The organism is Streptomyces sp. NPDC059008 (assembly GCF_042749045.1).
In the GTDB taxonomy this organism is placed as follows: domain Bacteria; phylum Actinomycetota; class Actinomycetes; order Streptomycetales; family Streptomycetaceae; genus Streptomyces.
Genome location: NZ_JBHYJC010000003.1, coordinates 15615 through 29805 on the forward strand (window position 1 = coordinate 15615; position 14191 = coordinate 29805).

The 14191-nt window shown below is 70.5% G+C and carries 15 protein-coding genes; 6 read left to right on the forward strand and 9 right to left on the reverse strand.

What is annotated here, in order from left to right; genetic code table 11:
- Positions 1-33 precede the first annotated feature (33 nt).
- Positions 34-807, forward strand: coding sequence for a 4-chloro-allylglycine synthase BesC (besC, locus tag ACFWZH_RS05340; protein ID WP_384425716.1), 774 nt, complete (start codon positions 34-36; stop codon positions 805-807).
- Positions 804-2351: an L-2-amino-4-chloropent-4-enoate dechlorinase/desaturase BesB gene (besB, locus tag ACFWZH_RS05345; RefSeq protein WP_384425719.1), complete on the forward strand. Its 1548-nt coding sequence runs from the start codon at positions 804-806 to the stop codon at positions 2349-2351. The genes besC and besB overlap by 4 nt, the downstream gene beginning before the upstream one ends.
- Before the next feature lie 56 nt (positions 2352-2407).
- On the opposite strand, the gene besA is transcribed toward besB, so the two are convergent.
- The gene (gene besA, locus ACFWZH_RS05350; RefSeq protein ID WP_384425721.1) at positions 2408-3793 is read right to left on the reverse strand and encodes an L-propargylglycine--L-glutamate ligase BesA; all 1386 of its coding nucleotides are present in this window, start codon (positions 3791-3793) and stop codon (positions 2408-2410) included.
- A gap of 247 nt (positions 3794-4040) precedes the next feature.
- Between besA and ACFWZH_RS05355 the strand changes: the two genes are divergently transcribed.
- Both ACFWZH_RS05355 and ACFWZH_RS05360 read left to right on the forward strand, forming a co-directional pair.
- Positions 4041-5054: a DMT family transporter gene (locus ACFWZH_RS05355; RefSeq protein ID WP_384425724.1), complete on the forward strand. Its 1014-nt coding sequence runs from the start codon at positions 4041-4043 to the stop codon at positions 5052-5054.
- Between the two features lie 94 nt (positions 5055-5148).
- A complete protein-coding gene (locus tag ACFWZH_RS05360; RefSeq protein WP_384425727.1) occupies positions 5149-5832 on the forward strand; it encodes an alanyl-tRNA synthetase in 684 nt (227 codons plus the stop codon).
- Between the two features lie 132 nt (positions 5833-5964).
- Here ACFWZH_RS05360 and ACFWZH_RS05365 read toward each other — a convergent pair whose 3' ends face one another.
- On the reverse strand, positions 5965-6795 hold the full coding sequence (locus ACFWZH_RS05365) for a HipA family kinase (protein WP_384425730.1): 831 nt from the start codon (positions 6793-6795) through the stop codon (positions 5965-5967).
- Between the two features lie 157 nt (positions 6796-6952).
- On the opposite strand from ACFWZH_RS05365, the gene ACFWZH_RS05370 reads away from it, so the two are divergent.
- On the forward strand, positions 6953-7177 hold the full coding sequence (locus ACFWZH_RS05370) for a hypothetical protein (RefSeq protein WP_384425732.1): 225 nt from the start codon (positions 6953-6955) through the stop codon (positions 7175-7177).
- A 100-nt stretch (positions 7178-7277) separates the two neighbouring features.
- Here the strand turns inward: ACFWZH_RS05370 and ACFWZH_RS05375 are convergent, their stop codons facing one another.
- Together ACFWZH_RS05375 and ACFWZH_RS05380 are read right to left on the reverse strand one after the other, a co-directional pair.
- A complete protein-coding gene (locus ACFWZH_RS05375; protein ID WP_384425734.1) occupies positions 7278-8726 on the reverse strand; it encodes a Dyp-type peroxidase in 1449 nt (482 codons plus the stop codon).
- A 229-nt stretch (positions 8727-8955) separates the two neighbouring features.
- The gene (locus ACFWZH_RS05380) at positions 8956-9582 is read right to left on the reverse strand and encodes a TetR/AcrR family transcriptional regulator (RefSeq protein WP_384425737.1); all 627 of its coding nucleotides are present in this window, start codon (positions 9580-9582) and stop codon (positions 8956-8958) included.
- 134 nt (positions 9583-9716) lie between these two features.
- On the opposite strand from ACFWZH_RS05380, the gene ACFWZH_RS05385 reads away from it, so the two are divergent.
- On the forward strand, positions 9717-10577 hold the full coding sequence (locus tag ACFWZH_RS05385) for a class I SAM-dependent methyltransferase (RefSeq protein WP_384425739.1): 861 nt from the start codon (positions 9717-9719) through the stop codon (positions 10575-10577).
- Here ACFWZH_RS05385 and ACFWZH_RS05390 read toward each other — a convergent pair.
- The 5 genes from ACFWZH_RS05390 to ACFWZH_RS05410 form a co-directional block, all read right to left on the reverse strand.
- The gene (locus ACFWZH_RS05390) at positions 10543-11319 is read right to left on the reverse strand and encodes an Asp/Glu racemase (RefSeq protein WP_384425742.1); all 777 of its coding nucleotides are present in this window, start codon (positions 11317-11319) and stop codon (positions 10543-10545) included. The genes ACFWZH_RS05385 and ACFWZH_RS05390 overlap by 35 nt on opposite strands.
- Before the next feature lie 76 nt (positions 11320-11395).
- The gene (locus tag ACFWZH_RS05395; protein WP_384425744.1) at positions 11396-11878 is read right to left on the reverse strand and encodes a MarR family winged helix-turn-helix transcriptional regulator; all 483 of its coding nucleotides are present in this window, start codon (positions 11876-11878) and stop codon (positions 11396-11398) included.
- A 78-nt stretch (positions 11879-11956) separates the two neighbouring features.
- Complete coding sequence (locus ACFWZH_RS05400) at positions 11957-12811, reverse strand: alpha/beta fold hydrolase (protein ID WP_384425747.1); 855 nt, start codon at positions 12809-12811, stop codon at positions 11957-11959.
- A gap of 38 nt (positions 12812-12849) precedes the next feature.
- Positions 12850-13512: an isochorismatase family protein gene (locus ACFWZH_RS05405; RefSeq protein ID WP_384425750.1), complete on the reverse strand. Its 663-nt coding sequence runs from the start codon at positions 13510-13512 to the stop codon at positions 12850-12852.
- Positions 13509-14189, reverse strand: a complete 681-nt coding sequence (locus ACFWZH_RS05410) for an SRPBCC family protein (RefSeq protein WP_384425755.1) — start codon at positions 14187-14189, stop codon at positions 13509-13511. Before ACFWZH_RS05410 ends, ACFWZH_RS05405 begins: the two co-directional genes overlap by 4 nt.
- Positions 14190-14191 lie beyond the last annotated feature (2 nt).

Sequence of the window (14191 nt, forward strand, 5' to 3'; positions counted from 1 at the left end):
GACGCCGATTCCCGTCCACGAAGAGAGACGACGATGACCGAGCTGAACACCCCGGACTCCACCGCCACAGCCGTATGGGACCACTTCGACAACGTCGAACCGGGAATCCGCCGCCGGATTGCCGTCCAGGACCCGGCAATCAAGGAATACCTGGACGGCATGCTGGCCCGCATCGCCGGGCACCGTGGTGTCGAACACCCGTACCTGAACGCCTATCGCACCACGCGGCTCTCCCCCGAGCAAGAGCGCCTCATGTACAGCGAATGCCACTACTTCTTCCGCCATCTCCCCTTCTACATCACCGGGATGGCGATCAAGACCCGGGACGAGATGATCCTCCGGGAGATCATCCTGAACGTGGCCGACGAGGTCGGCGGCGACCCCACGCACTCCGTCCTTTTCGGCGACTTCCTCGCCCGGATCGGAATCGACAAGGAACACCTCGACCGTTACGAGCCGCTCGAGGTCACCAAGCGCCTGAACGACGGAATCCGGATTCTGTACACCGAATCGTCGATCCACAAGGCCCTCGGCGCGCTGTACGCGGACGAGACCATGTCGTCCATCATGGTCTCCAAGATCAATGACGGGCTGGGCAACCAGGGCTACGACAAGGACCTGCGCCACTTCTGGCAACTGCACATCGACGTCGAGGTGGGCCACAGCAACTCCGTCTTCAACGCGATCGCCCCCTATGTGGGATCGCCGGCCACCCGCGCGGAGTTCGAGGAGGGCGCCTTCGAATTCCTCGGGCTGGTGGAGCGCTACTGGGACGGCGTGCAGCAGCTCGTGGGCCTTGAGGTATGACCCTCGAGGCATCCGGGGAGTCCGGGGACATCGGGTCGGCCCGCGGCCTGCGGCACATCGCCGTCGGCCGGCCCATCCCCGGCTCCATCCACTCGGTGTCCGTCTCGATCCCCGACGTCGCGGCGGTCGTCGGCTACGAGTCGGGCGACGCGGCCACCCGGAGCCGCATCTCCTGGGGCTATCCGCGCTTCCGTACCCATCCGTATGTGACACGGGTGGCGGGGCTCCTCGCGCAGGACGGCATCGGACCGGGCGAGGACCTCGTCCTGACCCGCTCGGCACGAGCCGCGGAAGCCGCCGCGGCCTACGCCGGGCTCTCCCCTGACGCCGCGTTCGACAGACACGGCCTGCACGGCGTGCGGCTCCCCGCCGACGGCCCCTCGGCCGCACGGGTCCGTGCCTACGTACAGCACACGGGCAGCCACCTGTCCTCGCGCGAGGCGGAAGACGTCCTGCTGGACGCCGGTCTGATCGACAGCCGGCAAGCCGAGGCCGCGGTCGAGGACGCGCCCTCGGAAGCCGTCAGGGCCGTCCTCGCCCACGCCTACGGTGTACGCGACACAGCGGACGTCTCGCTGCACAACAGCGGCATGAACGCCGTGGCGGCAGCCATCGCCGCGGTCTCCGGGATCCAGCGGGAGAACGGCCGGCGCAGATGGCTCCAGCTCGGCTGGATCTTCTTCGACACCATGAGCCTGTTGGAGAAGCGCGTCATCGACGTCGAACACACCACGGTCCCCGACCCGTTCGACCTGTCGGAGATCGCCCGCGTCGCCGACGCGCACGCCGGGGAGCTCGCCGGCATCATCGCGGAGGTCCCGAGCAATCCGAGCCTGCGCGCCCCGGACATCCCGGCCCTGCGGGAGATCGCCGCCCGGGCCGGCTGCGCACTGGTGGTCGACGCGACGATCGCCACCCCCTACAACGTCGAGGTGCTTCCCCACGCCGACGTGGTCTGCGAGAGCCTCACCAAATACGCCACCGGCTCGGCCGACGTCCTGATGGGCGCGGTCGTGGTCAACCCGGACTCCTCCTTCGGGCCGGACCTCCGCACCGAGCTGCGGCGCCACGGCGACGAGCCCTACCACCGCGACACGGCACGCGTGGCGGCCCGGATCCGCGGCTATGCGGAACGCATGGAGCGGGTGAACGCCAACACCCTTGCCCTCGCCGCCTGTCTCGAACGCCACGACCGGGTCGTCCGACGCGTCGACTGGGCGTACGACGCCCACTCCGAGGGCAACTACCGCAAGGTCGAACGCCGGCCCGACGCGCCGGGGGGCCTGCTCATGGTGGACCTCAAAGTCCCGCTCGAGCAGGTATACGACCGCCTCGCGGTGGCCAAGGGCCCCAGCTTCGGTGCCGAGTTCACGATGGCGTCACCACAGATCTTCATCGCGCACTACGACCTGCTCTCGACGCCGGAGGGCCGTGCCGCTCTGCGAGCCAGAGGACTGCACCGGGACATGCTGCGGATCTCCGTCGGGACCGAGGAACCGGAGCGCATCGTGGAGACCTTCGAGCGGGCCCTGCGCCCCGGCTGAGCGAGATGAACCGCCCTGGTCACGCGGGGCGGTTCATCGTCTCGGGCCGGCCTCCCTCAAGCACGCATCAAGGACGCCTTCGCCGCCTTGCTGTACGCGTCGGCGGCCTCGAAGGTGGGCGCCAAGGCGGTCAACTCCACGAAGCCGCAGGACTTCAGGGCCCCCAGCACATGCAGGGCCACGCCCTCGCCCTTGTCCTGCTCGTAGAGCAGCCCCTCCGCACGCAGCCGCTCGACAGCGGTCCTCGGGTCGATCCTGCCGAGCGCCTCCGGTTCGTGCAGCCGCCCGTGGACGTAGCACATCGGCTGTCCGTCGCTCCGCCGCAGCAGTCCGTCGTCCCCGACCTCCCTGCCGACGAGTGCCTCGGCGTACTTCAGCACATGACTGGGACCGACCTTGCGCAGGTTGATCTCCACCGCGAGCGGTCCGCGCTCTCCCGCGATCACGAAGTCGATACCGAACGTGCCCCGGTGACCGAGCTCGGCCAGCACCGCACCCGTGCGCGCGACCGCGTCGTTGATGACGGGCCGCCACCGCTCCTGGGCCGGGAACCGGCACCCCCAGTACTGGCCGCCCGACAGCACCTGGTCGTGGCTGGCGACCACCTTGACCGTGCCGTCCGCGCGGATGTCCCCGAGCCCGCTGGGCGACGAGGTGACGTCGTCGAGGAACTCCTCCACGATCGCCCCTCCTTCGGCGAGCTCCCGGTAGAAGTCGTCGGAGGGCATCCGGATCACCTCGGCCGCCGCGAGGAGATCCCCGGTGCTGCCGAGCTTGTCGCAGTCGACCAGCACATTGCCGATCGAGGCGGCGTAGGTGTCCGGGCTCAGCTTCACCATGACGCGCCGCGCCCGGCGCGGGCCCGAGGCGAGCCGCTCGATCTCCCGTACCACGGCCTCCTCGCTGCGCAGTTCCTCCGCCGTCCCGTCGGGCACCGCGACACCGGCACGCAGGAGGATCTCCTTGCCGCCGGCCTTGCTTCCCCAGCGGGCGACGAAGGACCGGTTGCCCTCTTCGAGATCGGCACCGACCCGGCGGGCCAGCTCGTCGAGGGAGTCGGAGGCCATGAAGTGGACGATGGACGTCTGCGCGCTCTCCTGCGCGGCGCCCCGCAGCGCGTCCACGATCCGGCCCTCGTCGAGGACCAGATCATCGAGCGGGCGCGGCTGGTGGGAGCTCGGCGTCAGCAGGGTCAGCCGCTCACGGGCGCTTTCGACCATGCGGTCGTCGAACCGGAAGACGTCGCGGAAGTGGTACTCGAGCGTGTAGGGATCGACCGGTTCCGACGTGATGACGACAGCCCGCACCGCCGGGTCGCGGAGGTCCCACAGGAAACAAAGGCTCCGCTCCGCCGAGTAGCGAAGGTACGAGACCTCCTGCAGTATCCGGTCGGCGTAGTTGAACGCATAGATCAGAATCCGCGTGAAGTCGTAATCAGCCATAAGAAGCGCTCTGCCTCGCTTGTCTGGGTTGCGGCCGACGGTCCGCACAGATCCATACGGACCGGGTGCTCCAGGTGAGGCTACGAGCTTGTCGGTAAAAGTGGGATCGGAATTACCCGTTCCGGTGATTTCTCGCAAGAAAGTACGAGTGATCGTCGCAACGTGTGTGGCCAGAAACGACCCGAAACCCCTTTATTTGCGTCTGGGGCATTTGCTCCGGACATGCGTCGGTGACACGATCGGGCTCGTGAAGATCCCGAAAGCCATCTGGGCCCTGGCCCTTACCGTCTTCGCGTGGGCCTCGGCCTTCCCCGCCATTCGCGTGGGCCTGCAGGGCTTCGGTGTCGCCGGCCTCTCGCTGGCCCGCCTCATGGTCGCCTCGGTCGCCCTGGCGATCGCGGCACCGTTCCTCGGCGTACGCGCACCACGCCGCCGCGACCTGCCCATGATCGTGCTGTGCGGTGTGAGCGGCATGTCGGCCTACCAAATCCTTCTGAACTGGGGCGAGGTACACGTCCCCGCCGGCACCGCGAGCCTGCTCATCGCCGTCGCACCGGTGTTCAGCGTGCTGCTCGCGGCGGCCTTCCTCGGGGAGCGGATCACCTGGTTGAAGTCCGTCGGAAGCGTGGTGGCGATCGTCGGCGCGGCGGTGATCGCGGTGGCCGGAGGTCATGCCCAATACACCGCCTCGGCGTGGGTCGTCCTCGCCGCGGCCGTTGTCCAGGGCGTCTACCACTTCGCGACCAAGCCCCTCCTGGCCTGGTACACCGGCCTCGAGGTCGCCTGTTACGCGATGTGGGCGGGGACCCTCTTCCTGCTCCCCCTCGTCCCCTGGATGGTGCACGGCTTCGCGACCGCGTCGGCGGCGTCACTGGCGTCCACCATCTTCCTGGGACTGTTCCCCTCCGCGGTGGGCTTCGTAGTCTGGGGGTACGCGGTCGCCCGGCTGTCCATGGCCTCGTCCACCGCGGCCCTGTACCTCGTGCCACCGGTCGCCCTCGTCGTCGCGTACGTATGGCTGGGGGAGGTGCCGTCCCCTCTGGCACTGGTCGGCGGGGCGCTCGGGATCACGGGCGTCGCACTCATCAATCGCCGTCCGCGCCGGGAGGCCTCCGGCGACGCCCCCGACGCGCTGACCGGAGAGCCCGAAACGTCCCACACGGACGAGTGGGACGGGGCGAGCGGGAAGGAGCCGCCGTCCCAGCACAGAACGGCGCGACCGGCCGAACGGCGCGGACCGGCGGCACCGGGGCTTAAATAATTCGCCATTTCCGCCCCTCGATCTTCTCTTGTAGCGCACCATGAGCACTCTCCCGCAACACACCGTGAGCCATACGGAAGGCACCCCAAAGACAGTGGGCACGCAGCACAACGTCTATCTGACCCAGACGTACACCTACGAGGCCAAGAGCAGGATTCTGAGTTCCGCGTCGAGCGCCGCCGGGATTCGACTGGCCCTGGTGGACAACATTTTCCATCCGCAGGGCGGAGGACAGCCGAGTGATCGGGGCTGGGTCGACGATATTCCTGCCTCCCCGGTCCGTGACCCCGAATCGGGATGGGTCTACGTCGACCTGGTCCCGGAATCCGGCAACGACGACCTTGGATTCTCCGAGGGTCGAGTGGTCACCGCGGCCATCGACGCCGAACAACGCCGTCTGCACGCCGCCCTGCACACCGCGGGTCACCTGGTCGACGCGCTGATTCGCCCGTTCGGCGTGCGGCACGTGGGCAGCAATCACTTTCCCGGTCAGGCTCGGGTCGAGTACGAGCTGGAGGGCGCGGAAGTGGACAAGCAGCACTTGGCCGATTCCCTGCGGGAGGGAGTGGCCAAGGCCATCGCGCAGGGCCTCCCGATCAGCTCCGGTGAGTGCGACGGGCGGCGGACGATCACCATCGAGGGGCTCGCGACGGAGTTCTGCGGTGGCACGCACGTCACCGACCTGAGCTGCCTCACCGATGTCTCCATCCGCTCCGTCAAAATCAAGTCGAGCCGGCTGAAGGTCGGCTATGAGGCGGTCCACGTGGCGCTCGACTGATCGGCGCCGGCCCGGGCGCCGGTGGAGCGTCCGTCCCGGGCGTGATCGAAGCCGCGCTCCACGAGGAGGCCGACGGCCACTGCGGAGACTGCCGTGGCCGCGGCCTCTTTGCGTTCCCGCAGCCCTTCGCCCCTAACCGGTGGCCGGACCGTACGGTGACGGGAACTCCGTCGGGAGCCAGGAGGCGGAGTCCCGGGCCCGGGCCGTGAGATGGGCGACGTAGGCGTTGCGGACCTCTGCCGCGGTAGCGAATCCCGGTTCGTCGGTGAGCCATGCGTCGGGAATGGCGGAGACCACTTCGCGCAGCAGTCCCGTGGTGATGCGGGGGGCGAACTCGGCGTCGGCCGCGGCCATGTCGGGCCGTCGGGTGCCGAGCGCGTGGTGCCGGAGGTCGTACGCCTTCGTGGTGGTGTCGGTCGCGGTGTCCCATCGGTGGTGGAAGACGAGGGCGGCGCCGTGGTCGATGAGCCACAGACGGGGGCGCTGGTGGCCGGAGGACGGCCAGGTCATGAGGTTCGGGCTGTGGGCCGTGCGGTCGACATTCGCGGTGAACGCGTCCAGCCAGATGACCCTGGCCGCCTCCGCCGGATCGACCTCGACGGCGTCCGCGGCGTCGGGGGTGAAGTCGGCCGCTCCCGGCAGACAGTCCATGCCGAGGTTGAGCCCCGCGCTGGCGTGCAGCAGGTCCTGCACTTCCTGGTGCGGTTCCTCCGCGGCGACCGAGGGGTCGAAGTCGACCAGCACCAACTCCGGTACCCGCAGGCCGAGTCGCCGGGCCAGCTCGCCGACGACGATCTCGGCGACGAGCGCCTTGCGTCCCTGCGCCGAGCCGGTGAACTTGACGACGTACGTCCCCAGGTCGTCGGCCTCGACGACGCCGGGGACCGAGCCACCGCTCCGCAGCGGGGTCACGTACCGGACGGCGGTCACCCTGCGCAGCGCGTCCGACGCTGTGGTGGTCATGCCTTCCCGCCCCTGCTTCGTCATGGGCCCACCGGGCCCGCCTCGGATAATAGTGAAGCCTACTCCAAATATGCAGTGCATTATAGTTTTCGTGGGGCGTGTGCGTCGTACCGCGCGCGCCCGCACACGACGGACCGCTGCGACGGGAGATGCGAACATGGCGACGCCGAACGGGCACGATGCGGCGGTGCGACGCGCCGACGAGGCCCTTCAGACGTACACGCTCTCGGGCGAGGGCTGGCGCCGCAGCCCCAGTGAGACCTTGCAGCAGGTGCTGGCCGATCTGCTGCACTGGTGCGACGACACCCAGCGGGACTTCGACGCCGCCCTGGCGCGGGCGCGTACCGAGCACGCCCGGGAGGCCGGGCGGGCGGCCGGCTGACGCCGGGGCGCGCACGTCGCCCGGGGAGCCGCCCGGGGCCGGGTGTCGGGCATCCGGGCCCGGGCGGTCGCGGACCGCACGGATCGGTCGGTCCTGCGGGTCAGCCGGTCTTCGCGAGGCCCTTGAGGAAGCCCATGCTGGGCATGAAGAAGTATTCGCCTCCCTTCATGTGCACGGACTGCTTCAGGCTCAGGGTGACCTTCTTGTCGGAGCCGTACTTCGCGGGCCACTGCTGGGCGACCGGTTTGCCCTGGCCGACCACGGGGTCCAGGCCGGTGGGCGGCTTCGACTGGACGAATTCCGGGGCGTTGACCCAGGCCGACTGCATGAACTCGAACTGGTTCTGGATGTTCCCCTGGACGCACAGGAAGAGCAGGCCGACCTTGCCCTTCTTCTCATAGCTGATGGCCCGGCGGGAAATGCGGTGGGTGCGCTCCTCTTTGAGCGTCCCGCCCAACTTGGTGGTGTCTCCGCGCGGGTTCGTCTTGCGAATGTGCGACTGGAACGGGCACTTCAGTCCGCCGGTGTCGGCGCTGAAGTTGAAGTTGTTGGGAATGTCCTTGTCGGCGCCGTCGGGAGTCGCGTTCTCCGAGACCGGGAATCCGTCGGGGAAGCGTCCCACCAGGTAGGCGCCCGCCAGTTCGCGGTCGGCGTGGTTGGGTTCGGTCCGGTTGTCCTCCTTCGCCAGGGCCTTGGCCAACTCGTGCCGGTCCATGTTGAACTGGTCGACGTTCTGTTCGAGCTTGCGGTACACCAGGAAAGTTCCGTAGCCGGTCTTGGAGTGCCCGCCGGGGTCCTTCACCAGTGCGAGCTTGAGCGGCGCCCCGGGGTTCCACTGCTTGCTGTTCTTGGGGATGTCCTTGGCGAAGAACAGCGGATCGCTCACGCCGTCGACAAAGCCGAAGTGTTCGTGGACGGGGCCGTTCTTGCCGCGCCGCAGGGCCCGGCCGACCTCGGTGTTCACCACCTTGCCGCTCTTGAGGGAGTCCGCGATGGCCTTGGCCTCGGCGGCGACCTTGCCCGGGTCGTCGTCCGCGATGACGACGAGCGCGTGCAGGTCCTCCTTGAAGGGCGTCTCCCAGTCCTTCCGGGGAGGGTCGGCGAGCCTGCTCACCGCGCCGGCGGCGCCCCCGCCGAACGTGGTGTCCGTCGGCTTCTTGCCGCTCAGGCCGAGGGTGTCGTACCCCTTGGCCGACAGCATGACGTTGACGAAGATGCCGCTGGGCTTCTTGGACAGCTCCACATCGAGATACGCCTCGGGGTCCTCCGCCTTCTTCGATTTCTCGAAGATTTCGGCGCGGGCGCGCGAATCGTCCCACTGCTTCAGCGCGGATGTCACCTTGGTCTTGCTCAATTCGGCGAGCCAGGCTCTGGCTTCCTGCGCCTTTGTCGCATCGAACTTGATGAAAAGGTGCCGGCTGTGGTCCCGGCCGTGGCTCTTCAGGATGTTTCCCTGAATATCACGGAGCAGGGCCTTCTCCTCGGTGGTGAGTTTTCCCTTCGGATCCGTGGGGCCGATACCGGTTTCCTTGTCGAAGTCGACGTCCATCGATCACTCCTTTCGTTCGGGGTCGGGAAGGCGGCAACGCCGCGCTTCCCGCATTCCCGGTCGGGAGCTGCTCGCCACGGTGGGGGCCGGCAGATCCCCCGTACGTCCGTGCGATTCATCCATATGGCCACGTCATATGACAGAACTCGCCACCGTCCCGCTCGATTTGACCGGCACGTCCGGCCACCCGGAGCGGAAGCCGTCCTCCGCGTCGGCGGCGGACGCCGGCTCACCCGGGCGGCGTGGCCCGAGCACCCGCCGCGCCGTCCGAGTCGGTGCCGATGAGCAGGGCGATCAGTCGTTCCGCCGGTTCGCGGGGGTGCGGGGCGCCGGCCCAGTTGGTCATCAGCAGGTGGTGGAGGGTGCCGACGAGAGCGAGTGCGACGGTCGCGGTGTCGGTGCCGTCCGCGAGGCGCCCGAGTCGTCGTTCGGCGTCCAGGTACTCGCCGATCGCGTCCTGTGTCGCCGTGAAGCCCGGCGCGCCGGCCTCCAGCGCCCGGCGAATCCGCAGGGCGGCGCCCGGGCGGGTCATGGCCAGGCCGACGACCGCGGGTTCCAGGGAGTTCAGCAGGGCGAGTGCGACCGTGACGAGGTTGTCGGCCACGGTTGCCCGACCGGCGCGCCCGGGGAGTCGCGCGGCTTCTCGTGCGGTGCGCGCGAGCCGGTCCAGGGCCAGCTCGGCGACGAATGCGTCCAGGCCGTCGAAGTGCGTGTGCAGCATTCCCTTGGCGCAGCCCGCCTCGGTGGTGATCGCTCGGCTGGTGAGGGCGGCCGGGCCCTCGCGGGACAGGACCCGCTCCGCGGCGGCGAACAGCCGCTCGCGAGGGTCGGGGATCGCTACCCCACGTGGTGACATGACACCTCTCCTGGTCCGTGCGCGGTGAACACCCCGGCACACAAAGGGCGTTGCCGGTATGGGCAAGCGCCCATACTGTTTGGGCGAGCGCCCATTCTAGGTCTCGGCAGACACCGGAGCCATCAGGAGGTCACATGCAACACCTCGTCAACACCGATCAGGCACAGGCATGGAACGGCTACGAGGGCACCCACTGGGCCCGGAACCAGGACCGCTGGGACGCCGTGAACGGGGGCTTCAACACCCCCCTGCTCACCGCCGCCGCCCTCACCGAGGCCGACCGCGTCCTGGACATCGGCTGCGGAGCCGGGAGCACGACCCGGCTCGCCGCACGCCGGGCCGTCCGCGGCCGGGCCCTGGGCCTGGACCTCTCCGCCCCGATGCTGGCGCGCGCACGCCGAACCGCCGAGCTCGAAGAGCTGGGCAACGTGGCCTTCGAGCAGGGCGACGCGCAGGCCCACCCCTTCGAGCCGGGCACGTTCGACGTCATGATCAGCCGCTTCGGCGTGATGTTCTTCGCCGACCCCGTCGCCGCCTTCGCCAACATCGGGCGGGCCCTGCGCCCCGGTGGCCGCATCGCCTTCGTCTGCGCGACGCGCGCTGAGGCCAACGAGTGGCTGCGGGCCGTCGCCGCACTGCGCGACATCCTGCCCATGGGGGGCTTCGGCGCACCGGGAGGCCCCGGGATGTTCTCCCTGGCGGATCCGGACCTGCTGCGCGAGGTGCTGTCCGCCGCCGGGTACCAGGACATCGAGGTGGCCGAGACCGAGGCCTACGGGACGTGGGGGCGCGACGCGGCCGACGCGGCCGCCCTGCTGCTGGAATCCGGCCCCGGACACCACCTGAGCCGCCAGGTCGGACCGGAGGAGCGGGAGCGCGCACGCCGAAGGCTCATCGACACCCTGCGCTCCCACGAGGACGACGACGGCGCGGTACGCCTGCGCAGCGCCGCCCTGCTGGTCACGGCCCACCGTCCCGGCCGGCCCGCCCGCTGAGCAGGCTGCCCGCGTCCGGTACGAACGGCGCGAGGTCCAGCGCGGTGAGGATGCGGTAGGCCGTGGCGGTGGCCGCCGAGAGCACCGGCAGTCCCGCCGCGTCCTCGACCGGCTGGATCGACGCCAGCGACGGCATCTGGACGCAGGCGGAGAGGACCAGTGCGTCGGCCCGGGAGAGGTCCAGGCGCCGCCAGTGTGCGCGCAGGTCGGCGGGGTCGAGGCGGGCCACCGCCAGATTGTCCGGCACCTCCAGGCTCAGCGCGTCCACCACCTCGGTGCCCGCGTCCTCGATGTACTCCGCGACCAGACGGGTCAGCGGCTTCATGTACGGAGTGACGATCGCGACCCGCCGCGCCCCCAGGGCCCTGATCCCGTCGAGCAGCGCCCCGGCGCTGGAGACGACGGGGGCCGGCGCACCCTGGTCGCGCAGCACGGTGGTGATCTCGTCCTCCGCGGTGCAGTGGTGCCCCGGGCCCTGCGCCATGATCGCCACGAGGCAGGCCGTGGCGACCACGTCGGGCCGCGCGTCGGCGAGTTCCAGCGCGGCGCGTCCGGTCTGCGCGTTCATGGCGCGCAACTGCTCCGGCGTGACGTGCTGCATGCGCATCCGGCTGCTGTGGAAGACGAACCGGTCCTCCGCCAGGACGGACTCCCGCGCATGCAGCATGCGCGGCAGCTCCGTTTCCATGGTGCGGTTCGAGCTGGGCACGATCAGGCCGATGTGGTGGTCGGGGCGGGGCACGGCATCCTCCGGGGTCCGGTGTGCGGACGGTCGTTGACGAGCGGGACCGGGACCCGTGGAGCGCCGCGGCGCGCGGCTACAGGTCCTCGGTGAGTCGCTCCCAGTGGTCGGCGAGCGAGGTGAGCAGGTGCACGATCTCTTCGCGGCGCTCGTCGCCGAAGGGCTCCAGGAGCCGCTGGTCGAGCTGCCGCGCACGGCTGTTGGCGTCGTCGAGGGTCTGTTTGCCCTCCTCGGTCAGGTACAGCAACTTGCGGCGGCCGTCGTCGGCGGCCGTTCTGCGGACGATCAGCCCCCGGGTCTCCAGCCGCCGGGCGACGTCCGCCATCGTCGAGGTGTCCAGGGCCACCGCCGACGCCATCGACCGCTGATCGTGCCCCGGCGCCGCGTCCACGGTCTGCAGTACCGCGAACTGCGGACCGGTGAGCGTCGGGTCCACCGCGCGGATCCAGACCGCGAGATATGCCTGGTAGAGGCGTCGGACCTGGTAGCCGGGCGCGGTCGTCAGGGCGGCGGGAGGCCGGGGCGGGATGGAGGTCGAGGGTGCGGTTTCGTCAGCCATGGGCTCACTTAAGCACGGCTCCGCGTCGGTTCGGCAGCCGGAACGGGACGGTCCGGCAGCCGGTCCGCGGACGGGGTGTCAGGTCAGCATCGGGCCCAGGGCCGCGCGCAGCGCCGCGAGCGCGGCCGGCGGGTTGTCCCAGAACAGCATGTGGCCGGCGTCCGGAATCCTGACGAGCGCGGCGGACGGGTGGAGCCCGGCCGCCTCCCGCGCGCCCTCGGCGGTGACGACGGGGCTCTCGGCGCCGTACAGCAGCGCCGTGGGGACCGGCACATCGGGCCACCAGCGGAAGAAGTCCTCGCTCTCGAAACCGTGATGGGTGGCCACGACGGCCTCCCGCCCGCAGCTGGCCAGCCAGCGCGCCCGCAACTCCTGCTCCGGCCGCGGCCAGCGCGGCCACGACTCGGCCACCTCGTCCGCGTCCGTGCCGCGTGCGGCCTGCGCCAACTGGTCCAGGAACGCCGTCAGCGCCGTCGGGTAGGGCCCGCGCCCCGGCCCGCTCATCGGCGGGTCGCCCAGCACCGTGCCCCGCAGCGCGACCTTGCCCCGGACGGCCGTCACGGCCGCGATCCGCGCGCCCATGGAGTGCCCGAAGAGCACCGGACGGTCCAGTCCGAGCCCGGTGACGACGGCTTCGGTGTCCTCGGCGTACGCGTCGAGGTCGTAGCGGCCGCCGTCGTCCGAGAGCCCGCGGCCGCGGACGTCGAGCACCAACGGGCGGACCAGGTCGGTCAGTTCCCGCGCGACGAAGTCCATCGTGATCGCGGGGCTGGTGATGCCGGGCAGTACGACGAGCGGGACGCCGTCGCCGCCGTAGTCCAGGACGTGCAGACGGGTGCCGCCCGAGCGCACCCAGCGGCTCGTGGCGGGTACGTCGGCGAGGTCGGCGAGCGCGGACTGCGGCAGACAGCGGGTGGGCTGGTTCGGCGGCACGGGAACCTCCAGTGGCGGACGGGGGAGTGGGGGCGGGGTCACCGGGCCGAGCCCGGTAGCCCGCCGAGATAGCCGACGGCGTCCGCGAGGCCGATCACATCGCCGTACTTGGCCTGGATGTCGAAGAGATTCGCCTCGTGCGGGCCGGCCGCCCGGTCGCCGACGCACTCGCGCGGCACCAGCACCGAGAACCCGGACTGCACCGCGTCCACGGCCGTCGCCCGCACACAACCGCTCGTCGTCGCCCCGCACACCAGCACCGTGTCGCAGCCCAGGCCGGTCAGCAGGGCGGCCAGCGAGGTCCCGAAGAAGGCGGAGGCGCCCTTCTTCACGATCAGGTGGTCTCCGGGCCGGCGCGGAAGCCGGGGATCGACCACGACCTCCGCACTGCCCTCGCGCAGCGCCCGCATGCCCTGCGCCTTGTGCAGCCAGGGGAGGGCGTCGCCGGTCGCCTCGGCCGTCGTGTACGCGATCGCGGTGAACACGACGGGCACGCCGGACCCGCGCCCGGCTTCGATCAACTCGCCGGTGGCGCCGACGACACCGGTCAGGTCGGCGCCGGACGGAAAGACGTCCTCGGTGAAGCCGCGGGTGAGGTCGACCACGACGATGGCGGGCCGCTCACCGCGGCGCACAGGGGCGCCGAAGCCCGCCCGGGTATAGGCGAGTTCGGTCTCCGGCCCGTACCGCGCGGCGCTCATGACGCCCTGCGCAGGGCGCGCAGCTCCCGCGCCTGGGCGCCGAGCCGGCCCAGCAGCCAGCCTTCGAAGAGCCCGAACACGAACGCCCCGGCGACCAGGCCGTACTTGGCGGCGGACGGGCCGAGCAGCGTCGCCAGGCCGTCGAGTTCGGAGCTCTGCGCGAGGGCGGGCCGCTGCGCGGCGGGCGCGGTGGAAGCGCCGGCCGCGTCCCGGGGCGCCGCCGCGCCGGCCCGGTCCTGGTCCAGCAGACTCCCCAGATTCCGGGCGAACTGCTGCAGGATCCGGTCCGACACGGTGGCGATCGCACCCTTCCCGAACTGGGCGATCTTGCCGCGGATCACCAGGTCCGTGCAGAGCTGGAGCACCGCGCCCCCGGGCGCCGCCACCACCTCCAGCGCGACCTCGGCCTCCGCGTCCCCGCTGCCGTGCGCATCGGCCCCACGGGCGTGCACCCGCAGCCGCCGCCGCTCGGCGTCGACGTCCAGGAACCGGACCGTGCCCGCGTACGCGGCGCTGACCGGACCCACCCTGACCTTCACCCGGCCCTGCCAGGCGTCGCCGTCCTGCCCGTCGAGCGCGGCGCCCGGCATGCACCCGGCGACCCGCTCGACATCGTTCATCAGGGCGAAGACCTCGTCCGGCGAGGCCTGTACCGGCACCTCGTGGGTCAGTTGCATAC